We start from the raw sequence: 24079 nt of genomic DNA on the forward strand, positions 1-24079 counted from the left end.
CAAACAAAATCCAGATATTCATGTTCTTATGCCGAATTAATGCATCATCTTGTTCAAAAACTTTCAATGTCAGTACACATCATAAGGAAAGATATTAGTTTCCAACCCGACTCCAGCCGTGTGATCGCACGGTTTCTTTACAGCAGTGATGAACGAAGCAAACATCTGATTGCGCTGATCCTGAACCTGTCTGAAAAAGAGCAACAACAGGAATTAAGTAACGTTTTTCGAAAATACGCCAAGCGTCACCGGAACATCATCAAAATATTTGAAAAGCACTTTCAAAGGTTGTCAACTGTGGTAGATGCGATGGGCATTGATCCCCACAATTTGGCTACAAACCAGAAACTGCTGATAGGCTCCTATTTCACGATGGAATACTCAATCGAAGCAGCCGCCTTTTTTAATCCGTCCATTGTGGAAGATCCTGACCAATCGCGGATCGGACCCGGTGAGAAAAGGGTAATCCTAAGTTTCCGGGCCACTGGCGAGGGTCATATTTCATCGATTGTCTTCAGGTCGGCCATCATTGACCAGGATAACCTGATCATGGTGGAGCCGCCCGGACGAATGCTGAATGCCCCGGAGCATGTGCGCAATCACGTTTACAGGAAAAAAACTTTTCTGGCAAAGCTTGGGGAGATGCAGAACATTGAAAATGCAGCCTATCCTGTGATTGCTCAGAAACTCACGGAAACTTTCACTTACGAAGAGCTCAAACGTTACGTGGAAGAAACCAAGAAGCAAATCGAGCTGGATCCGCTAAGTGTTGTTTTCCTTCGTGAAACCATGTGGCTTGCCTCGTCGCATTACGAGATGGATTTTTCACTTGATACTGATATTTCGGAGCGTGTGATCTTTCCGATCGCTGATACCGAAAAAAAGGGGATCGAAGATGCCAGGTTTGTGAAATTTACAAATGAGGACAATGATCAGACTTACTACGCGACTTATACCGCTTATGATGGTAGTTCTATCTTGCCTAAGTTACTGGTGACCAGTGATTTTTATCATTTTAAAGTTTTGCCAATCCATGGAGACATAGCCCAAAATAAGGGAATGGCATTGTTTCCCAGAAAAATCAATGGGAAATATGCAATGCTCTGCCGGATCGATGGCGTGAATAATTACATTTCATTTTCGGATAATATCAACATCTGGCGCGAGGCTACCATGATCCAATCACCCAAATATCCATGGGAATTTGTTCAGATTGGCAATTGTGGATCACCACTAGAAACCGAAGCAGGGTGGTTGGTGCTGACACATGGCGTGGGTCCTATGCGGGAATACGTACTCGGTGCCTCCCTTTTTGATCTGGACAATCCTCAAAAAGAGATCGGTCGTCTTGTGCAACCACTGCTGGTACCCAACCGAAAAGAGCGCGAAGGCTATGTTCCTAACGTGGTATACTCCTGCGGCGCGCTGATTCACAACGAGAGCCTCATTATTCCGTATGCGGTTTCGGATTATGCATCCACTTACGCGACCGTTGATCTGAAAGAATTACTGGCCATGCTGGCCGAGAACGCAACCGTTTCAGCGGCTTAGCAGATTCTCATAGACATTGATATAGCCTTCCACCATCTTATCCTTCGAAAACATAGCCTGGGCCCATTCCCGGCAGTCGGATCGTTTGATCCGGCTGATTTGCTTTACGGCCTCAGTGGCCTCATTCAGCGAATTTACCAAATAGCCCGTCTTGCCATTCTGGATCAGCTCGCCCATAGAGCCGCGGTCGTAAGCGATCACAGGTGTGCCACAGAACATGGATTCTGCCACGCTTAATCCGAATGGCTCATCGAATTTGACCGGATGGAGCAGCGCAAAAGCATTACCAAGAAGTTGCTTTCGTTCTTGGGGACCTACATTGCCACAATAGATGACGTTGCGGCCATCAATAAACGGTTTTATTTTTTGTTCAAAATAACCCTCGTCCTGAATAAGTCCTGCTATCATCAGCTTACGACCGGTCTGTTGGGCAATTTCAATCGCCTCGCTAGTGCCTTTGTCGGGATGGATCCTTCCGAAAAAAAGAAGGTAATCCAATGGATTCTCAACAAATTCGAAATCATGATAGTCAATACCGTTATAAACCGTTGCCACATAGTCCAGGTCCGCATGCCGATCAGAGTTACTGATCGAAGCATAAGCCGTATTTGCATTGTATTTTCTATAAACTTCCAGGATCTTCGGTGATGAAAACCCGTGAATGGTAGTTAGCATCGGCGTGCCAATCAGTCTGGAATAGGATAGGGGCAGGAAATCAAAATGATTGTGGATCAGGTCAAATTGATCGGCCTTTTCCATCAGATTGCTAATATGCAGACACTCGGCTACTTTGGGGTCTACATCTGGATCTTCGGCATAGGGCGTTTTGCAGGTCGCATCCAGTCTTGCATTGGTGACTGAGTCCGAGGTTGCGAAAAGTGTTACTTCAATGCCTTTTGCATGCAGACCTTCTGCTAAATGTGAAGCGACCTGCTCCCAGGGGCCATATTTCCTGGGCGGTGTTCGCCAGGCAATGGATGATAGAATCGCTACTTTCATACCAGCTCGATTTCCATTTTTGAAACTTCTTCAAAGGCTTCCAGTACGCTCAAATGGGAAATTAAATAGGCCAGTGTACTTTCTGCGCCTTGATTACGGTTTACACCATAGCTCTCCAGACCATCGCAGCAACCCTTTGTCTCAAAGTCGTAAAGACTAATCCGAAGATCGTTTTCTCCCAAAAACCACATAAAACAAATATAGAGTTGTGTGATGTAAGCCTGGTCTTTGGTTAAGCGAAATGCCTGATGAAACATAAGTACCATCGCAAGCGCGTCCAGCGGCTGCTGCGCAAACATGGAACTCTCGCCATCTTTGAGAAACCACTTTTCATTGCCCACAATGGATAGATACCCATTTTTAAGCGTGATTTCGGACAGGAAAGTCATGCTTTCAAGGCCAATACGGTTTACTTTATCATCATTCAAAAACTCAGCTGCGTGCAGTAATGCAAGGGGTAAAAATGCATTATCGTAAGCCAATAGGGATTCAAACCAATGCCATTTTTCTGTACGGTTCAATTCATAATCCGTGATCAGCCGCCCGGTCAATTGTTTTAAAATCTCAATCATTCCTTCATCAGTCGGATTGCTTTTGAGATAATGACAGATCCCAACGATTGTATTGGCAATGCTTCTGATCGATTCGAGCTTGACAAAATTGGGGGCAGCATCAAAGAAAATTTCACGACCAGTCTGGTAATAAGCATCATTGGGCGCATTTCCCAGCAGATAACCCAGAGACCAGATTGTCCTTCCAAAAGAGTCTTCCGAACCTACTTCATCGAGAAAATTACGGTTGAAGCTCAAAAAATTCCGGAAAGCCCCGTCTGGGTTTTGCATGTAATTAATGTAGCTCAGATACGTTGGTGACAATTTGAGCGCCAGGGGATGTTTGTTGCGTTTGTAGGTCATCAAAACCATTAAAAGTGCTCTGGCATTATCGTCCAGACAATAGCCTTCTTTCAGGTTCGGAATACCATATTTGGCGTGTTGAATAATGCCTGTGTCATCGGTTAGCCGCTGCACGTGGTCCAGCAAGAAAGGTGGCAGCATGAGCGGGTCCAGAATGGTTTCCCTATTAATCTCCACATCCGGCTGTTGCGCTACGATCTTTTCTGCGAGCTGGGCATATTTTTCGCCGATCTTCGGCCAGGTAATTTCTCTACCGTAATCATGTGCATTTTTCCTGAGCTCGCGCATTGTTTCCGGATGATCCAGCAAGTCAAGGAAAATTTCAGTCAGTGCCTCGACGTCATTAAAACCAAATAATCGGCCTCTGCCATCAGCCAGCAGTTCCGCGGCATGCCAGTAAGGTGTTGAGATCACGGCCGATCCCGCACCGATCGCATACGACAAAGTTCCGCTGGTGATCTGTGCCTCATTTGTATAAGGTGTAATGTAAATGTCGGAGGCAGAAAGGTATTTGAAAAGCTCAGACTGATCTATAAATTCGTTGAGGAAAATGACGTGTTTTTCAATTCTGAGCTTTTTGACCAAACCTAAAAGAAATACCCGATATTCTTCACCAGAATGCCTGATCACATTGGGATGGGTTTTGCCAAGCACAATATAAACAAGCTGCGGATACTTGGCGACCACTGCCGGGAGCGCCTTCAAAACAGTTTCAATGCCCTTATTTCTTCCAATAAAGCCAAATGTCAGCAGCACATGTTTAGACGAAAGTTTGAATTCTTTTTTTGCCAGAAGCTGATCAAATTGAATGTCAGGGACGCCGTGAGCAATCTCTATGATCTTCTCCTGGGGTACGTTGTATTCAGTAACCAGCATATCCACCGCCGTTCGGGTCATCACCACGATCGATTGGGCGATTTTGCAAATCTCTGCCATTACCGCCCGTTCGTTGTAAGATGGTGTTTTCAGAACGGTATGAAATGTGACAATCAGTGGAATTTTTAGCCTATATAGTAACGGCAGAATATAAATCCCGTTTTGCCCGCCAAATATCCCGAATTCATGCTGCAGCACACAGATATCGGCACCGCTGAAATTGATGAATTTTGCGGCTTCGAGGTAATCGGCCTGCTCTTCCTGGCGGATGGTAAGTTTTACTTCTTTTGGGTAATCGTAATGTTGCCCATTGTCGTCCATCGCGACCACTATCCCCTTATTAGGCCCTTCTGAGCTCACTGCACCTACCATCGAATCAACTAGATTTCTGGTAAATGTTCCGATTCCGCATTCCCGTGGCGGGAACGTGCCTATAAATGCAATCTTCATGCTTTTGCCAGGTTGATTTCTTCTAAGTTAACCCTTATTCCCCATTATTCGGCCCTTATGACTATTCACAAAGATTCTTAGCAATGAAAAAAACAATGGCTTGAATGGTCGTTTTTAAGGTCTATCTTACAATAAATCCAAACCAACTTCTGTCAAAAGAAAAGCGTAAATCATACCGAATCTTTTTTCGGATATTCCCGTTTGTGGCGCCCTCCCGAACTTTGCCATGTACAAATTTAAATAGCAGATAGGATGGCAAATCATGAAAATAAAACCTCACTTCCTAACCTGGATCTTTTTCCGCAGCGATGACGCTAAGTGTCATTGGTTCTATTTCTCTCTCCTGCTCCAAGTCATGGAGGGTATGCATTGAAAAACGGACTTATACAAAAAGGTTACCGGACATGTGTTGTTCGGAATCGTACAGTTTGAAAATTTTAAATAGCTGTAAAACAATGTTTTATAGTATTTTGCTTCTCGGGCATAACATTTGACTATCTTCCAATCAACGTCCTAACTCACCTGACCATGTTGCAAAACTATGTTAAGATCGCCTGGCGAAACCTGCTTAGAAGTAAAACATATAGTATTTTAATCCTGGCAGGGCTGGCCAGTGGGATGACGTGCGCAATTGTTTTGGGGCTTTTTGTAAAAGATGAGCTTGATTTTGATGGTTACCACAAAAATGCAGCCCGCGTGTACCGGTTGATACTCGATATTAAATGGGCCGACAACCGGTACAATATGGCTACTGCGGCCACACCATTTGGTCCTGCCTTGCAACGCGAATTTGCAGAGATAAAAAATATCGTGCGGGTAAAACAAGGCAACCAGACGTTCAGGAATGGAAGCACTGTGAGCAATGTGAAACACCTTTATTATACTGAACCTTCCCTTTTTAAGTTTTTTGATTATGACTTTATTGATGGCGATCCCAAAACAGCATTAAATGGTATAACCAACGTCGTCTTGACCAAAAAACTGGCGATGGTACTCTTCGGCAAAACCTCAGGGCTGATCGGGAAAACCGTGCTTGTAAAAGATAATGAGCCTTTCACCATCACAGGAATTATCAGCGAAGCCCCGGCTAACCACCATTTGCAATTTGACGCCTTGCTGCCTTATGCCAATAGGAGGGTAAGCAACGCGGATCCGGAAAATTGGGGCAATTTTAACACGTTTACCTACCTGATGATGGACAGCCCTGAGCTCGCCAAAAAATTGGAGAGTAAAATGCCTGCCTTTTATGAAAAATATATTGCGAAAGCGATCGGTGACTCAGGCGGAGAGAAGATCCATTTTGGTATCACTTTCCAGCCTTTAAATGATATTCACCTCCATTCTTCCCATTTGCTCGGCGAAGAGAATGGTAGCAGCGTGCGGTACGTTTACACGATCTCGATTATTGGACTTTTCATCTTGCTGATCGCAATCGTCAACTACATCAACCTGGCGACGGCACGTGCAACTGGCCGGGCCAAAGAGGTCGGGATACGCAAGGCAGTCGGTTCACAAAAGTTTCAACTTGTAGGCCAGTTTCTCTCCGAATCTATGCTGATATCGGTTTTAGCCATGCTGGGCAGCTTGTTTTTGCTCCAAGTCTTACTTCCTTCTTTCAACTCGATCGCGGACAAAAAGCTCACATTCAACCTTTTCGATTTCAACCTCATCGCCTTTTTCGCGGTATGTGCCTCAGTAGTTGGGTTGGTGAGCGGTTTGTACCCCGCATTTATTTTATCAAAATACAATCCCGCCATTGTGTTGAAAGGATCTTCGCATTTAGGAGGCCAGGGAGCACTTTTGCGCAAATCGCTGGTCGTATTTCAGTTTGCTGTTTCAATGCTGATGATCGTGGGTACCATCGTGGTTTACCAGCAATTGGCGTATATGAGCAATAAAGAATTGGGTTTTGACAAGCAGCAAGTGGTGTCCATTCCGCTTAAAAGCCCGTCCTTACAGCAATCTGCAATCGTTTTGAGGGATCAAATACTTAAGAAAGCAGGTGTAATAAGCGTCAGCCTGACCAATGGAACGATCGGTTCTGAGCTTAACAATAAGTCTACATTCAATTTCTCTACGAAAACCACTGATATCCCTGTTAGTTCAGAGCATTTCAAAGTCGATGAGCAGTTTTTGGATGTGCTCAAAATACCGATATTGGATGGACGTAACTTTTCGAGCGTACTAGACAATGACTCGTCCGGCGCAGTATTGGTAAATCAAGCAATGTTAAAAAGACTGGGCTGGAAAACCCTCACCGATGGGCAGATTGAGGTGGACACCCGTAAAGTTGAAATTACCGGGGTGGTCCGGGATTTTCATTTACGCTCTTTGCACAATCAGATTGAGCCTTTGATCTTAATTCTGAAAAAGAAAGGCGCTAATAACCTGCTGGTCAAAATTTCACAGCACAACATTTCCGCTACCATTGCCTCCTTGAAACAGTCTTTTACAGAAATTAACCCAAACCAGCCTTTTGAATACGAATTTCTTGATCAGGCTTTTGCCAAGCAATATAGCTCAGATCAACGCAGGGGCGCGATGTTTCTGACCTTCTCTGGAATCGCGATTTTAATTGCCTGCATTGGGCTTTTCGGACTTGCTACATTCACGGCTGAGCAACGCACAAAGGAAATTGGGGTTAGGAAGGTGCTGGGGGCGTCGGTAGCAGGGGTCGTTGCGCTTTTGTCAGCAGATTTCCTCAAACTTGTCCTGATCGCCATAGTTATTTCCGCGCCAATAGCCTGGTACCTGATGCACACCTGGCTACAAACTTTTGCCTACAAGATTGAGATCGAATGGTGGGTATTTGCGCTGGCCGGGTTTACTTCTATTGGGATCGCATTGCTAACGGTAGGTTTTCAGAGCATCCGGGCGGCATTAACTAATCCGGTCAAAAGTCTTCGGACTGAATAGGTGATACATCTATCTAAAAAGCAGAGACCGGCGTTGGATAAAGAGCTATGATATCAACAAGCAGCAAACACCTCCCGGAGCACAATTTCGAGGCGCTGATTATTCCATAACAAGTTCGGCCAGCGCTTCTTTTTTAAATCCTTTTAGTTCGTTGTTTCTATTATTTTTAATTTTTGTCACCCAGTTTGGATCGGCTAAAATGGGGCGTCCCACTGCCACTAGGTCGAAGTCTCCGCGGTCCATGCGACGGTTAAGCTCTTCCAATGTACTTGGTTCTGAACTTTCTCCTGCAAATGAGCCAAAAAAATCACCGGTAAGCCCGACTGATCCTACTGTGATCGTTGCTTTTCCTGTCAATTTTTTCGCCCAGCCCGCAAAGTTCAGATCAGACCCTTCAAACTCAGGCTCCCAAAAACGGCGTTGTGAACAATGCAGAATATCAACACCCGCATCTATAAGTGGTGTAAGCCAGGCCTCCATTTCCTGAGGTGTTGTGGCCAGTTGGTTATGATAGGCTGAGGGTTTGAATTGCGATAACCTGATAATGATCGCGAAATCTTCACCAACCTGCTTTCTCACTTCCCGAATCACGTCGGTCGCAAATTTTGTCCGCTGCGGCAGCGTCTTTCCGCCGTATTCATCTGTGCGTAAATTGGTTGCTTCCCAGAAAAACTGGTCGATAAGATAACCATGCGCACCATGTAGTTCAATGCAATCAAAGCCTGCCGCTTTTGCGTCTGCCGCTGCTTTGCCAAAAGCCAGAATGGTATTTTCAATGTCTTGTGCAGTCATTGTGGTTCCGTTTTGATTACCAGGACGGTTCAAGCCGGATGGTCCCTCAAATGGTACGGGCGGCACCCATCCTGAGTGGTGATTGTCCATAATACCCATGTGCCAGATCTGCGGACCCATTTTTCCACCTTTTGCATGCACAGCCTCCACTACATTTTGCCAGCCAGCCATGGCATTCTCACCATATAGGTGCGGAACATTAGGGTCGTTGGAAGCTGACAGGCGATTGATGACAGTGCCTTCGGATAAAATCAATCCTACTTCTCCCTCTGCCCTTTTTTGATAATAGGCGGCTACATCTGATGTGGGTACGCCGTTCGGGGAAAATGAACGCGTCATAGGTGCCATAACGACACGGTTCTTCAAGTCCAGTGATTTTAACTGGAAGGGCAAAAACAAACTTTTGGTACTCATATTTGTAAATTGGAAAATTAGAGAAATTCACTAATGACCTTGCTTAGCTTTTCAAATGCTGCTTCATCGCGCTTGTAATAGGTCCATTGCCCCACACGCGTTGCCTGAACAAAACCAGCCCGCTGCAAAATCGATAAATATTCAGAAACGGTCGACTGCGTAAGACCAGCTTTGATCTGTAACTGTCCTACACATACGCCGTGTACATAGCCATACTCTTTCTGGCCCGGAAAATTCGTCTCAGGCTCTTTAAGCCATTCAAGGATTTCTAACCGGGTTTTGTTTGATAGCGCTTTGAAAATTTCTACGTGGTTCATCATATCGGTATATCGGTATTTTCCGATATACTGTTAAACCGAAAACGCCCGGAGTAAAGTTCCACTTCTGGATAGACAATGTTACTTTAATTGCGTATAGATAGGAACGTTGCTGTTGCTGATGTCATCAAAATGATCGGCTTTTCAGGGTGTTGGGCATAGTTACACCGTCTGTCGTAAAACATGCAGGAAATGGATGGAGATTATGCCAAGCTGCCATCATGTGCAGCATTACCTCAATGGTGTGAAAATCCTTGAATTTAATCGCGGTGATAAGGTATATACCGAGGCTGTGGCGCTTAGTAAATTCAATAAGGCTGTTCCCGCGTTCGGCTCTCCTGAAAAGGGGCACATTCTTTTGCAGGAGCACGGAGCCGAAGTTTCATTTAAAAACATCAAAATCAAAGCTTTATAAGTCATGCCAAACAGACGTGAATTTTTGAAAACTACTGCCGCAGGATCGCTGGGCGTTGCTATTGGGAGTACCGCTATGGGTTTCAGTGCAAAAAGCTATAAACGCATTATCGGCGCCAATGACCTGATCCGTGTGGCAACAATTGGTGTCAACAGCCGTGGTAAAAGTATGAGCGGCACATTTGCCGGTCAGAAGAATGCGGAAGTGGGCATTGTCTGCGACGTAGATGAAAGGGCAATCCCAAAGGCCATTCAGGCGGTGATGGAAGCCAAGCAAACCGCAACACCCAAGTCGGAAAAAGACTGTCGCAAGGTGCTCGAAGACAAATCCATAGACGCTATATACATTGCAACACCCGACCACTGGCATGCACCACTGACGATTATGGGCTGCCAGGCAGGCAAGCACGTGTACGTCGAAAAACCATTGAGTCACAACCCGCGCGAGGGCGAGCTGGCCATTGAGGCTGCCCGGAAGTACAAGCGGGTGGTACAGATGGGCGCACAGCGCAGGTCTGCGCCGGTGATCACAGAAGGAATAAAGCAATTGCATCAGGGAATTATTGGTCGCGTTTATCTGGCTAAGACCTGGTATACCAACAAACGCAAAGCCACTTTTCTGAAACCGGGTACCGTCCCTTCCTGGCTTGATTATGAGCTCTGGCAGGGACCTGCGCCACGGATGCCTTACAAGGAGGGGCTCATCCACTACGATTGGCATTGGTTCTGGCACTGGGGTACCGGGGAAGCGCTCAACAATGGTACGCACGAGGTGGATGTGGCCCGGTGGGGTTTGGGCGTAGACTTTCCAACCCGCGTAAGCTCCATCGGAGGGCGGTATGAATTTAAGGACGATTGGGAAACCCCCGATACGCAGGTGATCACCATGGATTACCCCGGCCGGATTTCCCTGATCTGGGAGTCGAGAAGTTCTAATGGACGGAAGATAGAAGGGCTGGACCGAGGTATTATTTTTTACGGGGAAAACGGTAGCCTCGACACGGGTGGCGACGCCTACAAAGTATATGATCTGGATGGCAAGCTCATTAAGGAAGTAAACTCACCGACAGAAGAGGCGGGTATGCAAGGCCGCAACCTGGCCAGCCCGAGCCTTGGCATGGATAATCTTCACGTGGCCGACTTCCTGGACGCGATCCGTAACAACCGCAAGCCCAACTGTGATGTAGAACTCGGCTACAAGAGCGTGGTTGCCATGCAGCTCGGTAACATCGCCTGGCGAGTAGGCCGCGACCTGAAAATTGACCCTAAAAACGGGCACATTATCGGCGATAAAGACGCGGAGAAGCTATGGTCGCGCGAGTATGCAAAAGGATGGGAAGTAGTAGTTTAGTTAACGAAACTAAGTACTGCGCAAGTGGTGTTGTAAGCCGCCGTCGAGATCTCCGTAACTGGCCCCAAGCAGCCTTGACAGGTGGCTTGGGGCCAGGTCATTTATAGATTGTGAGGATCTTTTCTGGTAGGTTAATGCCTCTGGTGTACTATATTTACCGGAAACGATGTGATCAGCGGGCCTAAATTATGGCTCGGCCAGCCAAACCCAGACTGTATGAAAAAAATATTCAATTGGACCTATTTAGCACCGTTGCTCGCCTGGGTCTTGTATTTTGCCATTCCGATTGGTAATGATCTGATTGTTAATTTGCTAGCTGGGCTGCTTATGATTGGCAGCGTAATGGCAGCGGTGCATCATGCAGAAGTAGTAGCCCATCGAGTAGGCGAACCATACGGCACAATCATCCTGGCAGTGGCAGTTACATTATTGGAAGCGTCCATCATTGTATCATTGATGTTGGCGGGAGGAAAAGGTGCTGAGAGCTATGCCAGAAATACCCTATTCGCAGCGGTGATGCTGATCTTAAATGGGATAATGGGTATTAGTATGGTGGTGGGTGCTTTAAAGCATAAGGAGCAAACGTTTCAAACCAAGTCTGTAACCATTGCCCTGGTTGCGCTCGTTTCGATTTTGGTGCTTACCCTTGTGTTGCCCAACTTTACAACCAGCGTTGCCGGGCCGCGGTATAGCGACCCTCAACTGATTATTGTGACAGTGGCGTGCGTGCTCATATACGGGTCCTTTCTGTTTACCCAAACCATTGGCCACCGTGAATATTTCCTGGCAGAAGCATCCGAAGAGGAAACGATCATTAGCCGGAAAGATTCCTTGATCAGCTTGCTTCTTTTGCTGTTTTGCTTAGGGGTTGTTATTCTGCTGGCAAAGGCGCTTTCGCCGGTTATTGAGCGCAGCGTAGCTGCTGCCGGTCTGCCAACCGCGTTGGTTGGTGTTTTGATCGCCGCGGTTATCCTATTGCCGGAAGGTATCGCCGCGGTTCGTGCCGCTTCAAAAAACAGGTTTCAAACCAGCATTAACTTATCATTAGGATCAGCCCTGGCAAGTATTGGGTTAAGTATACCTACTGTGGCTATACTCTGTACCGCAATGGATCTGCCACTTGTTTTAGGCCTTGATAAGAAATCCATGATTCTGTTGGGACTTTCTGTTTTTACGGTAATGCTTTCACTCAATAAGGGCCGTACCAACCTCTTGTACGGAACGGTCTTGGTGGTGAACCTGATGATGTATATTTTTACCATCATCTACGAGTGACATGCCAGCAATATCATAGTAAAAGGCCATCATTGACATAGCCTAAATTGGTCTTACAAATGGAGTTTTTCTCTTCAAAGAGAGGTTAATAGGTTAGAAGTAAAACGACTACTCCTTCACTAATTGACTACTTTGAGAAAAACCGGTTTGTTGGTCAATCACTTTCATTGTGTAAACGCCATTAGCATAGCCCTTCAAATCGAGCACCAAGCCATCCTCTGATATCGCTTTCCGACCAAATATCTTACGTCCCGAAACGTGGTAAACATTCACGACATAGCCTGATTTAAGACCATTGATGGTAAATGAGCCCGAAGAGGGATTTGGAAATATGGTAATGCTATTTTCAAGACAATGGCTTGCGCCTCTTATCAGCTTGCTATACTGATAGCGGCCGTCTTGATCGATCATTTTAAGCCGATAGTAGGCTGTTTCAGCGTAGGGCAGGTTGTCGTTGTAGTGATAAATATGGCCCTCACCCAAGGCTGGGATGGATGCGATGCGCTCGAACTTCTTACCGTCCGTGCTATGCTGCAATTCAAAGGCCTTAAAATTTATTTCCGATTCAGTCTTCCAATCCAGCTGCTGGGAACAGTCCTTGGAATTTAGCATAAAATAAGCAAGTGTTACCGGAAGCGGATCGCCAGGATTGGCTATTTTAGATACGGTACCATTCAAAAATGACAGTGTATACAATTCTCCTTCATGGTCTTCCCCGAATGAAATCAGGGACTCATAATTCAAACCAGTCGGAAAGCTCCCGCTACCAGCCGGGCTGATCAAACCTATTTTGCCCGATTGATAATCCCCGAAGAAGTAATAGCCTTTGAGCGAAGGATATTTGCTGCCACGGTAAACATAGCCCCCCATAACTGATGCGCTACTGCCCCCATTGTTGCTGAATCCGGGATAAGTGTATTTTGGAGGCGAGTAGATTGTCCCGTCGGCACAGTGGGTTGCGTTATAAGTCTGGGTTCCTTCCAGGCAATTCCAGCCAAAGTTTGCTGGCGTGCCTGTGAAAGGATATTTCAGGTAATTGACTTCCTCCCAGGCATCCTGTCCATTATCCCCAATCCAAAGATCGCCTGACGACCGGTCAAAACTGAAACGCCAGGGGTTGCGAAGGCCCAGTGCGAAGATTTTGTTTAGGATATTATCCGCAGGTGAGGCGCTATTGACATCCAGTCGGAGGATTTTACCAAAAAGCTTTCCCATATTTTGTGAATTATTACCTGGATCTCCAATTGCCCCTCTGCTCCCAGGACCGTTGTCGCCGGTAGAAACATACAGAAATCCATCCATTCCAAAAGCCAGATCCCCGCCCCGATGCCCGCCAAGTATATTTTCGTAAGGTATGGTCAGAATTTTGAGCTCCGAAGATACCTCGGCAAGATCAGCGTCGGAGGTGGAGCGAGTGAACCGCGAAAGTTGCACTTCTGTACTGTTTTTCAAAACATACAATACATAAAAGTAACCCGAGGTCTGATAGTTGGGTGCAAATACCAGGCTGAAAATACCCGCCCAATCCGGATCATTTATTTTACTCCCAATGTCCAGAAATGGCTGAGAAAGAATACTTCCATTTTTGATAATCCTGATCTTGCCACCGATTTCTGCCACAAATAATCTGGCGTCGCCACCATTAACTACTCGCACAGGCCGGGTAAATCCTGCTACAAACGACTGGATCACGGGGGTGGGCTGGGCCAAAGAAAACTGCTGGGTTGCATTTAAAATAACCAGCAGGCACGCATACATGCAGTAGCCTTTCATAGCCCGATAATTTAATTGTAATGGATTACTTCAAAAATAACTAAACCCGATCATAGATTTCCCGGTGAGACCACCGGGTGACAAATTTATTTTTCGACTTTGTCATTTTTGAACCCATTAACCATACTTTGGGAATGATCTTTTAAGCTGATCAAATTGAAAGAAATCAGACTATATTTATATGGAAAATTCAGGGTTTACGTCCAGATCAATCGGGACCGTGTCCGGTGTTTTTTTTTCAAAAACAGACGCCGATCATGCATACAATGCACTGCTCCAGCGCGGGCATACAGCTGATGATATTTCAGTTTTGATGTCTGACGAGACTTTGAATAAGCACCAGGATCCGGGCAGAGATACAGCGCAAAGTGTGACGGTGTCCGAGGACGAATCTAGCCTTGACAAAGCCAAAAATGCATTTGCCGGGATCATTATCTCAATTACTTCCATGATTTCATTGCCTGGCATAGGTATTGCGATTTCGAATACTTTGCAAAAAAAGATGCCAATCAAACCCGATGAGGATGCTCCTTACGGAAAATCCCATGCTTTAAGTAGCTCCGGAATTCCCGATCAGCATGCTGAATCTTACAGCGATCATATGCACGAAGGCGGCATTATTATCAGCGTAGATCCACGAAACGAGGAAGAAAAACGGGCCATTATACAGGATTTTAAATTGTGCAATGGCCATGATATCCTCGGAGACGATGGCTACACAGAACTAGATTGAAGCCATAAAAATGAAACAGGCTTGATCTTGCGATCATTCCTTTATTCTGACTTGGACTTCAATTGACCCCTGATTTCATCTTCTGTTCCCTGCACGAAATGTTTATCCCCATTTTTAAGGATGACCAGGGTATTCCGCATGTCGGCATCCGGAATAATTTCCTCGACCTCATCGAGGGAGAATCTGACTGATTGAGAAGGATCATCCTTCATTTTGAATGTGCTTTTTTTCATTGGTTTCTAGCTTAATTAGTGGTTATGGAACGATTAATTCTTCATCTGAATTTGATTTTATTCAACGCAAAAAACGTCATGCGCAGCAGTAGCCATCCATGTTTGAAACGTGAAATGTTGGTCTCCCCATAAGAACGGGCTCGGTAGTGAATGGGGATTTCAATAAATTTCAGACTGAGCTTGGCCGCTCCGAATAGCAGATCGAAATCGCCAAATGGGTCAAATTCTCCAAAATAGGATCTGTTGGCCGCTAACTTGATGTAGTTTTCCCGCGATATTACTTTGGTACCGCAGAGTGTATCTTTTAAAGGTTGGCCCAGCAACCAGGAAAATGCCAAGCTGAAAAACTTATTGCCTACCAGGTTCAGAAAACGCATTGCCTGCTTTTCCATAGGATATACAAGCCGGGACCCATTGATGAACTCTGCTTTGCCAAAAGCGATGGCGTCGAAGAACTTAGGCAGCTCCTCTGGTGACACAGTAATATCAGCGTCCAGGATCATGAGAATATCTCCGCTGGCCATATTGAAGCCTTTCCTAACCGCATCCCCTTTGCCCTTGCCATCCTGCTGCGCCCACTTGATATCATGCGTTTCCTTATATCGGGAAGCTTGCCGCTGAATTTCCTCCCAGGTCTGATCCGTCGAATTCCCTTCGACAAAAATGATCTCCGTGTGACCGCCCATTTTTGGCATACGCTGAATAAGTGCCTCGATGTTTCCTTTTTCGTTTCGGGCCGGAATGATTACGCTGACACTTACATTGTCAATGGGTCTTTGCACACACCTTGCACTTCTGGCTACCAGGCAGGTAATTAACCCCAAGTTATTGATCAGAGGAAAATTACCTACATAGCGGTTCAAAAATGGGGACAATAAAGGGATGTACTTTGGGAAAATCATTTTCCTTTGGTTGCTGATCAACTCGAAATCAGAAAGGTTGAGTAGCGAAATGATATCGTGGATATCCAGCCAGTTTTGTCTTACTTGGGGCATTTTCAGGCCCAGGCGCTCTGCAATATGTAATAACGGCCTCCAAATCAGATTGGTGGATGTAATAACCAGACGGGTCTGAGGTGTGAATACTTGATGGATTTTTTCAAATGCTTTTTGAACATCTCTGAAACTTCCAATGGTGTCGCTGACGATCACATAATCAAATGTTTGATCTAGGAATAAATGCTCCGCATCCATCTCATAATAGGTGTTGGCCGGCCGGCGAATTCTTGCAAAACGAATCATTTCAGGCGAAACATCGATGCCGACTCCTCTTGCCGGTTTCAACTCTTCCAGAAGATAGCCTGTCCCGCATCCAATTTCAAGCACAGCACACCCCTCCGGCACAATAAATTTTAGGTGCGCTACCAGAGATCTTGCATAATAGTCGTTCTTGCTGATCCATTGTTCCCTTTCCTCGCCTGTCATTTGAGATTTGATTGGTACCAGTTTGACTCTACCAGAATTAAAAGATGCTCGTTGGGGACCATGGTGTAGTCTTTTCCAGGAAAGTCATGGTAATGCCCGTTTTTTACTAAATCCTTTTCATACATGTACAACAATGGTTGGCCAAGAATATGGGCAGGACGACGCCCATCTTCTTCCCAATAAGCGGGATAAATGTTTTCGAAGAAGCGTGTATAATGAAAGGGGACGATAACCTCGGAACCATAGGGCATCCTTCTTGCTAACATATAGAGTTGCCTGGCTATTCCTTCCGGATACGGGTCTAGGCCAAGCCGGGTTTTTACCATGTAGGACACGTTTGCGCTTAGGACGCTCGGCCTGGCTTCAAAAGTAAAATAGTGTGCTACCAGGAACGGTGCCAAAAGGAATTGAAGCAAGCCACCTGTTAATATCCATGGGATTGCCGTCTGACTGGGCATGGTGCCTGATTGTGTAAGCCGGTAGCTAAAAAAAATGAAAGCACTCAACATAAATGCCCACAAGCCGCCTAGCCTGGCTGGATAAGAAACACCCGGATAGATGACAGGGAAATAAAACAGGGCTTCGGTCGCAAACATGACAAATAGAATTGCGTAACCACCCGCAAGAGTCCATACAATGATCTTCTTGTGAGGGGATAAACGAAGCCAGGGAATAAAAGGGAGCATTCCTAAACCAAATGTGAGCAATCCAATCAGGCAGGATGATACCAAGTACCAAAGTAATGTAGACCCTAGCTCAACACGAGACAGTGCCAGGCCAAGCCGGGAAGCCTTGGAACCATTCAAATAAGAAAGCAGCCACAACCCGGATAGAAAAACGACCAGACTGACTCCGGTTATGATCAGATTTCTTCTATTTAAAATATAAGCTGACCTGTGCCTGGCCGGATTGGAGAGAACCATATCAACCACCGAGCAAAACAGCAAGAGACAGCACAGTAGCACTACCGAAGACTCTTTTACGGAAAGAGCCAGTAAAAGCCAGAGGATAATCAAACCTCGCTTTTTCTCGGCCAGACTCAGTGAGAGCAGTGCAAGCAAAGGAATAAGGTAGTGCTCCGGGTGCCACCCAAAATAATCGAGATAGATAAAGTAGCCCATTGGTCCAAAGACGAAGAAAAATGCAGTGAGCCAGGTTGTGGTGCGCTCAAAAGCATTAAAACCAGCGATGCTTCGGTCATACTTCCAGAAAAAAAAGCCAACTAGACCTAGATAAGCCGTAAAAAGACCATAAACGCCCATAGGTTTGGTCAAAATTCCTACAAGTGGAATAAAGTAGTAATTGTGTTGCTGGGCATGATGTCCATAAACTGTATCAAATAGAAATGGCCTGCCTTCCAACCAACCTCTGCTCAGCTGAAGTATCACCATCCCATCAGCATATTGCTCAGGGCTGGTTTGAAATTGCAGTACTTTGAGAAGATACCAAATCACGCATCCAATGATGGGAAGCAATACCAAAAACGCTCTTTTGAATGGAGTCATAGAATTAGAAAAAGGCATATTTAGCTATCACTCATGCGCTAAGCCTCTTTTGGAAGAACTGAACACAAGTTCAATTTGTAAAAATTGTACCGGCCCGGCAAACCGAATACTCAAACTTTTATCTCCTGCAGTTCAATCGGGACCGCAAGGGCTATTGGCGGCTGGTAGCTGTTGCCAGGAACGCGTATCACTTCGTGGATGGCGATGGCAGAGGGCGCAACCAGGCGGCCTGGATCCTGTGACCTTTCGATGTGCTTTTGTGAGAGATATATCGCCAGCTGACAATCTGTGCGTATCTTACGGCAGCAAAAATTTTAATACAATTAAATCTCAAATCGATAAATGGCATCGGGTTTTTTCGCAATTCTGGACGATATAGCAGCATTAATGGATGATGTTGCGCTGGCAACAAAATTGGCCACGCGTAAAACGGCAGGTATTTTAGGTGATGATCTGGCAGTTAATGCGGAAAAAGCAACGGGGTTTTTGGCTGATAGAGAATTGCCGATTCTTTGGTCGATTACCAAGGGTTCATTGATCAACAAGCTCATCATAGTTCCTATCGCCCTCTTATTAAATGCGTTCTTGCCTGTCGCTATCACCTACATTCTTCTTCTAGGCGGTTGTTACCTGGCCTATGAGGGAGGGGAGAAGATCATAGAATACTTTTTAAAGACCGATAAACATAAGCAACCGGACATTGCCGATAGCAAGCAAGATAGTTCCGCTGAGGATCATGAAAAGGCCAAAGTCAAGTCCGCCATCATGACAGACTTCATCCTTTCCGTGGAAATTGTTTTCATCGCCCTGGGTACCGTCGCTGAGCAAGACTCAATGATACAAATCATGACTGTGTCTGCGGTTGCATTACTGGCGACAGCCGGAGTATATGGCATTGTTGCGCTGATTGTAAGAATGGATGATGCGGGTCGTAAACTGATTCAGCGTTCAAATGATAAAGGTATCCTCTCTAAGCTCGGTCATGTGCTGGTTGGGGCGTTGCCAGTTGTGATCAGGATTTTAGGCGTAGTGGGAACACTTGCCCTTTTGCTGGTTGCAGGCGGCATATTTGTTCATAACATTCACTTCCTGCACAATGTGTTTCCGACGCTACCGGATACCGTCATAGAATTTATCGCCGGTTTGGTGGTCGGCTTGGTCATTGCCGGATTTGTAACCCTTATCAAAGGGTTTCTCCATTCTTTCAAAAAGCCGCAAATTTGAGCAGATCAGAATTTCTGCGAGCGGAAATGTGGCCATTGACTGGGTGGCCACACTTATAAACCGCATTCCCCTTTTGCTATTTTAATCCGATTTTGCTTCTGTCCTTTATAACACCGCAAAGAGTTATTTTACGGCTATGATACTCTTATAAAGCGCTATAATTTTATGAAAATCAATTAGAAAGAGAAATCTCTTTGATGAAACATTAAAATTAATCGCAAACATAAACAAACTGATGTATGGGAGTTTTCGGAGACATTGCAAATTTCTTTGAGGATACGTTAGGGATCGATGAGTGTACGCACAATACAGTCAATCCTTATTTCTGGGCAACCGTTGCGTCGCTGAAAACGGCCAAACACACCAAATCGGTTACGGACTTCGATTCTTGTTTGAAATTAGGAAGGCAGATTGCCCAGAATGCTCAAATTAGTGGGACAATTTCTAATAATTTTATCGAATGTGCCTGTAAAAAGGTTTTCTCGAAAGGCGGAAATGACCACATTCCCGTATGGCATCCATGGGAAAACATTGGTGGCAAAATAAAAGGGAATGTCGGCGCGGTCGCAATTCCCAATACTAACATTGTAGATCTATATGTTCGCGGCACGGATGACACACTTTGGCAAAAGGCATGGGATAATGGTAAATGGATCGATTGGACACAAGTTGACTCTGGTTTCAAGATCTTCTCCTCACCCAAGGCTGTCTCATCAGGACCCATGCATCGTTCCATTTACGCAGTGGGGGCAGATGGCGGTGTTTATCATAAGTACTGGGACGGGCAATGGCATAACTGGGAAAATTTGGGCGGAAAAATAAAAGGCAATGTGGGCGCCGTCGGGGTGCCGGGAACCAATGTGACAGATTTGTACACGCGGGGTATGGATGACACGCTTTGGCAGCAGTACTGGTCCAATGGATGGAGTGGATGGTTCCAAGTGGATTCAGGTTTTAAAATGACGTGTACGCCTACCGTGCTATCCGCAAATCAATCTCATCGCGCAATATATGCAACCGGACAGGATGGTAACTTATATCTTAAAAATTGGGACGGGCAATGGCACCCGTGGCAACAAATTGGCGGAAAGGTCGCAGGTGACGTTTCAGGGTTGGTGTTGGCCAAGATAAATGCGACAGACCTTTATGCAAGAGGCTGGGATAACAGGCTATGGCAGAAAATTTGGCAAAATTGCAAATGGGGCGACTTCTTTAAGCTTGATGCTGACTTTAAGATCATTTCGTCACCGTCAGTTGTTTCTTTAAATATTAACCACAGAGATGTTTACGCAGTAGGCGAAAATGGAAATGTCTATCATAAATTTTGGTCATAATATTAATGTGGTTTTAGTCCCTTCCTGATGGTGCGGGTTTTCGATCAGTGCATTACTAGTTTTTTTAATGTGTGTGAGCCAACTGTTTTGAGTTACTATTAGTCATTAAATAAGTTTGATGAAAAATTCGTAACTTTATTTAAACAAGGCAACTACATCATGAGAACAAGATCATTACTGTCCGGTGCTTATGCCTGCCTGCTCATCCTTTTGTTTTCCGGTTGTTCAGACGATATCGACCTTTCCAATGAACAGGAGATTTTTTTTGAAGTCAACTACGCTAATAATGCATGGACTTACCAGTTCAAAGGGTTTTTAATTGATAAGGAAGGAAGGATCAGGACGTATGACTTACCGGCTAAATGGGTCAATGTAGAAGGAGGAACCACGATTACAGTGGATGAGTTGGATGCTAACCTCTCCAAAACCGCTATTTCGAGCCATTCCGTTCCGATAACTGAGCTGGACAAATATAAATTGGAAGCTGCGCAGATTAGCGATGCGGATTTTACTAAACCTGAGAATGTAGGAGCGGACATGGGCGGTACCAGTTATTTAATGTACAAATATGATCCGTCCAGAAAGGTGTATAAGGCAATTTTATTGAAACAAACAGGAGACGTAGTGATTTATAATAAAGATTCGAAAGCCAAGGGAATAGCAGACTGGCTTACCCAGATCACAGACGAGGTTTATTGATCAGTTCAAAAGGAAAGCGGCCGTCACCATAGGGTGCGGCCGCTTTCTTTTTGTTTGAGAATTGAATGTTCAAAGCTTGACTACTGATAAATGGTAAGTGGCTTTATCATTGGATATCAATACCTGGTAGATTCCCGATGGCAATCGGCCCAGGGACATATTCAGTTTTCCATTCCGGATATTAACCTTCTCCTTGCTCATTACTTCCTGGCCCGAGGCATTGATTATCCTTGCATTGACCCAGGACGTCGTCATATCCGGTAACTCCACATTCAGCACGGACTGCACGGGATTCGGATAAAATTTAATGTTACCAGCTTTCAATGCGTCGATTGCGATAATTTTGCTGTAGGCAAATTTCCCGTCGGTGTCGACTTGTTTGAGCCGGTAATAGGTAATGCCCGTATTGAAGCCCACGTCGGTAAACCTGTACTCGTTGGTCACAGCTGAGCTGCCCATTCCCTGTACTTGTCCGCTCTCTGTAAAAATGCGAGCGTTCAGACTTTCCTCGATGACAAAATAGGCGTTGTTGACTTCGGAGGAAGTCGTCCAATTCAATTGGTTGCCTTCTGCCGTGTTTTTGCCCTCAAATTGAACCAGCGTTACTGGTAATGCGGAGCCGGCAGGAGCATCAGACAATCCAAAACCTGAAAAACCTGACGTAAAGGTGGAAGTAAAGGAATAGTCGCCATTGAAGACGGGGTTCATAACAACATCGACGAGGGCTGTGGTGGCCGCGTTGCCGGTCGCAATGCTTCCGGAACTTTTACCCATCGAATTTACATCGTCCACTGTAAAGGCGGACAAATCCGAAGCCGTCAGCTCCGAAGCTTTGTAATAAATGGTTATTTCAAACTGACCATTTGGATTATTGGTTGTCGGCGTAACCTTGAATGTTTTGTTAGTCACCTGGTACCCACCCATCCAGGCGGTTCCGTTTGCACCCTGCCGGTCGACCTCCACGGTCGTACAACCATAATCATGTGCGCTAAGGTTTTTGATTTTAGCCATCAGGTTTCCGGTTGCGGGATCATAAAAGACGGCCGTTTCGTTGGGACCCAGATATTCCTGATCAGCACTCCCTGTGTTAATGGTTGTCAGAATATCCGTGGAGTTGGTGGCAGTCACTTTTACCAAATCAATTGCCCACCAAATTTCAGAGTTGGATTTATATCGGAAGCGCACCTTCATATTTACATTGGCATATGCATCAGGAATGGCCAGGTTTTGAATGTCAGGTGTATTGGACAGAATGTCTCCGCGTGATCCGGTTGCTTCGTTTTGTGTCAGGATATTATGCCAGGTCGTGCCATCCCACACATCCACCAATCCCTCTTCGGGATAGCTCCCCAGTTGCACGCGCCAGTTTTGTGAGAACGTCAGTACCAGATTTTTCTTTCCTTCTGTGTTGATAGGCGGTGATTCAAGGATTTCGTCCATCAAATAAAAACTGCCGTTAACGATATTCGAGTTCATAAAAAAGAAAGGCGACCGCTGCGCGTCCAAGCCGGCATTACTGTACTTCGCAACCTCCCAGGTGTGAAAACTGTTTCCTCCATTAATCGCCAGCCAACCCTGCTGTCCGTTATCGAAGTTTGAGCTAAGCAATTCTTCTGTATAATTCCCGGGCGTCAGGTCATCGTCAATGATGGTTAGCCGGAAAGTCTGAAATCCCGCTGCCGCATAGCCGTTACCACCATTGGTGTTGATGTTGTAGGAAAGATCTATCGTTTCTTCTCCCTCCACGTAGGCGTCATTGTAAATCCTTAGCGTAACATTCTGGGTCAATGAACCCGATGACAGGCTAACGGAGGCCGGAAAGATGGTATAGTCTCCGGTCGCCCCGTTTTTGGCAGTCCCGCCCGGGGTATTGAACGTTACCGTTACGGGTTGTGTGGGTACCTTGTCGATTTGCAGAGTGATTATTTTATCCACATAGTCAAAGCAACCAGCCGGAGTAGTTCCTTCCCCTTCATTGATGGTGGCACTTTCTGCTACAAAATGGACCGCCGGCGTAACAGCACAGGTATACACACGGATATCGTCGACATACCAGCCGTCCACGCGACCGCACTGATCTGTACCTAATTCAAAACGTAACTGGATCGTGTTGCCAGCTACCAGGCCCAAGGAAGTCAGGTCTATCTGACTCTGTCCCCATGATCCGGTCACGGAGCCACCATCAGTGCCTGTAAAAGCAGGTTGTGCCTGCATTGGATTGTTATTGCCTGCACCGGCGGCATTCAGGAAATTATTGTAGCCATTGGCGGTAAATGCAGATGCCGGAAGCAACGTCCAGGCGCCGCCATTAATCGCGTATTTAATATTTCCCCCATCCCAGGTGTCCTCTATGGCTACATAATGGTCGAAAGCCATGCTGAGGTTCCCGGCTGTTCCTGCAGGAATGTTAATCACAGGGCTTTCTATCCGGATGATCCCGGCCTCGTTTGAGCCGTCGCTGCAACTTCCTCCTCCGTTGACGGCAAAGGCAACGTTGCCGGTATGGCCCGCCGGAGCAGGAGCTTGTACCCAGGCACGGTTTGTCCAGGTTCCGGAAGATGTTTGGGACGAGGTGGTAAAGCCACCCAATCCGGCCTCAAAATTTTCGAAAAACAGGGCCAGTCCTGAATTGGCACCTTCGCATAAGGCAGGAGCAGGTTTCAGTATTGTTGCAAATAAACAGTTAGTTTCCCTGCGCAATTCTACTGCTGCAATGACCTTGCCCAGTTCCAGGACGTCGTTGGCTGTAATAGCTTGACCAGAACTGCCGGCCGCACCCGGAGCGGTGGAAAGGCCGGGTAGGTCAATGCCGATTAGTGAAGTAGCGGCCGCCTCAAGGATATCGGCTTGCGCCGCAAAATCCGTCGTAGCCGTCATATATTGTG

18 protein-coding genes are annotated in these 24079 nt (G+C 45.9%); 9 read left to right on the forward strand and 9 right to left on the reverse strand.

The annotated features are described in order from the left end of the window. Positions 1–66: 66 nt before the first annotated feature. Positions 67–1551: a glycoside hydrolase family 130 protein gene (locus tag ABIO93_RS24410; RefSeq protein WP_348072601.1), complete on the forward strand. Its 1485-nt coding sequence runs from the start codon at positions 67–69 to the stop codon at positions 1549–1551. Here the strand turns inward: ABIO93_RS24410 and ABIO93_RS24415 are convergent. Beyond that, positions 1540–2550, reverse strand: a complete 1011-nt coding sequence (locus ABIO93_RS24415; RefSeq protein ID WP_348072603.1) for a glycosyltransferase family 4 protein — start codon at positions 2548–2550, stop codon at positions 1540–1542. The two genes, ABIO93_RS24410 and ABIO93_RS24415, sit on opposite strands and share 12 nt — an antisense overlap. Then, positions 2547–4790 carry a glycosyltransferase family 4 protein gene (locus ABIO93_RS24420; protein WP_348072605.1) on the reverse strand — a complete coding sequence of 748 codons (2244 nt, stop codon included), beginning with the start codon at positions 4788–4790 and terminating at the stop codon, positions 2547–2549. Before ABIO93_RS24420 ends, ABIO93_RS24415 begins: the two co-directional genes overlap by 4 nt. A gap of 528 nt (positions 4791–5318) precedes the next feature. Here ABIO93_RS24420 and ABIO93_RS24425 point away from each other — a divergent pair. Next, entirely contained in the window at positions 5319–7706 is a 2388-nt protein-coding gene (locus tag ABIO93_RS24425) for an ABC transporter permease (RefSeq protein WP_348072607.1), read from the forward strand. Positions 7707–7805: 99 nt separating this feature from the next. Here ABIO93_RS24425 and ABIO93_RS24430 read toward each other — a convergent pair whose 3' ends face one another. Further along, a complete protein-coding gene (locus ABIO93_RS24430) occupies positions 7806–8912 on the reverse strand; it encodes an NADH:flavin oxidoreductase (RefSeq protein ID WP_348072609.1) in 1107 nt (368 codons plus the stop codon). A 17-nt stretch (positions 8913–8929) separates the two neighbouring features. Beyond that, positions 8930–9232 carry a metalloregulator ArsR/SmtB family transcription factor gene (locus ABIO93_RS24435; RefSeq protein ID WP_348072611.1) on the reverse strand — a complete coding sequence of 101 codons (303 nt, stop codon included), beginning with the start codon at positions 9230–9232 and terminating at the stop codon, positions 8930–8932. Between the two features lie 193 nt (positions 9233–9425). Here ABIO93_RS24435 and ABIO93_RS24440 point away from each other — a divergent pair, with 193 nt between their 5' ends. The 3 genes from ABIO93_RS24440 to ABIO93_RS24450 all read left to right on the forward strand — a co-directional run bounded on the left by ABIO93_RS24440 (position 9426) and on the right by ABIO93_RS24450 (position 12269). Then, a complete protein-coding gene (locus ABIO93_RS24440; RefSeq protein ID WP_348072613.1) occupies positions 9426–9644 on the forward strand; it encodes a DUF1080 domain-containing protein in 219 nt (72 codons plus the stop codon). Between the two features lie 3 nt (positions 9645–9647). Continuing rightward, on the forward strand, positions 9648–10994 hold the full coding sequence (locus ABIO93_RS24445; RefSeq protein WP_348072615.1) for a Gfo/Idh/MocA family oxidoreductase: 1347 nt from the start codon (positions 9648–9650) through the stop codon (positions 10992–10994). Between the two features lie 216 nt (positions 10995–11210). Next, entirely contained in the window at positions 11211–12269 is a 1059-nt protein-coding gene (locus tag ABIO93_RS24450; RefSeq protein ID WP_348072617.1) for an ionic transporter y4hA, read from the forward strand. 108 nt (positions 12270–12377) lie between these two features. On the opposite strand, the gene ABIO93_RS24455 is transcribed toward ABIO93_RS24450, so the two are convergent. Continuing rightward, positions 12378–14042, reverse strand: a complete 1665-nt coding sequence (locus tag ABIO93_RS24455; protein WP_348072619.1) for a PQQ-dependent sugar dehydrogenase — start codon at positions 14040–14042, stop codon at positions 12378–12380. Between the two features lie 181 nt (positions 14043–14223). Between ABIO93_RS24455 and ABIO93_RS24460 the strand changes: the two genes are divergently transcribed. Next, on the forward strand, positions 14224–14775 hold the full coding sequence (locus tag ABIO93_RS24460; protein WP_348072621.1) for a hypothetical protein: 552 nt from the start codon (positions 14224–14226) through the stop codon (positions 14773–14775). A gap of 41 nt (positions 14776–14816) precedes the next feature. On the opposite strand, the gene ABIO93_RS24465 is transcribed toward ABIO93_RS24460, so the two are convergent. From ABIO93_RS24465 to ABIO93_RS24475, 3 genes are read right to left on the reverse strand one after another with little or no spacing between them, the layout of a single operon-like run. Then, the gene (locus ABIO93_RS24465; protein ID WP_348072623.1) at positions 14817–15008 is read right to left on the reverse strand and encodes a hypothetical protein; all 192 of its coding nucleotides are present in this window, start codon (positions 15006–15008) and stop codon (positions 14817–14819) included. Between the two features lie 41 nt (positions 15009–15049). Next, on the reverse strand, positions 15050–16432 hold the full coding sequence (locus ABIO93_RS24470) for a bifunctional class I SAM-dependent methyltransferase/glycosyltransferase family 2 protein (protein WP_348072624.1): 1383 nt from the start codon (positions 16430–16432) through the stop codon (positions 15050–15052). Further along, positions 16429–17937: a hypothetical protein gene (locus tag ABIO93_RS24475; RefSeq protein WP_348072625.1), complete on the reverse strand. Its 1509-nt coding sequence runs from the start codon at positions 17935–17937 to the stop codon at positions 16429–16431. The genes ABIO93_RS24470 and ABIO93_RS24475 overlap by 4 nt, the downstream gene beginning before the upstream one ends. 342 nt (positions 17938–18279) lie before the next feature. Between ABIO93_RS24475 and ABIO93_RS24480 the strand changes: the two genes are divergently transcribed. The 3 genes from ABIO93_RS24480 to ABIO93_RS24490 all read left to right on the forward strand — a co-directional run bounded on the left by ABIO93_RS24480 (position 18280) and on the right by ABIO93_RS24490 (position 21194). Beyond that, positions 18280–19161 carry a DUF808 domain-containing protein gene (locus tag ABIO93_RS24480; RefSeq protein WP_348072626.1) on the forward strand — a complete coding sequence of 294 codons (882 nt, stop codon included), beginning with the start codon at positions 18280–18282 and terminating at the stop codon, positions 19159–19161. 239 nt (positions 19162–19400) lie between these two features. Then, a complete protein-coding gene (locus ABIO93_RS24485) occupies positions 19401–20495 on the forward strand; it encodes a hypothetical protein (RefSeq protein WP_348072627.1) in 1095 nt (364 codons plus the stop codon). 159 nt (positions 20496–20654) lie between these two features. Next, complete coding sequence (locus ABIO93_RS24490) at positions 20655–21194, forward strand: hypothetical protein (RefSeq protein ID WP_348072628.1); 540 nt, start codon at positions 20655–20657, stop codon at positions 21192–21194. Positions 21195–21263: 69 nt separating this feature from the next. On the opposite strand, the gene ABIO93_RS24495 is transcribed toward ABIO93_RS24490, so the two are convergent. Beyond that, positions 21264–24079, reverse strand: a 2816-nt coding sequence (locus ABIO93_RS24495; RefSeq protein WP_348072629.1) for a T9SS type A sorting domain-containing protein, incomplete at its 5' end; no start/stop codon positions are given.

Source organism: Dyadobacter sp. (genome assembly GCF_039919315.1).
Classification (GTDB): domain Bacteria; phylum Bacteroidota; class Bacteroidia; order Cytophagales; family Spirosomataceae; genus Dyadobacter.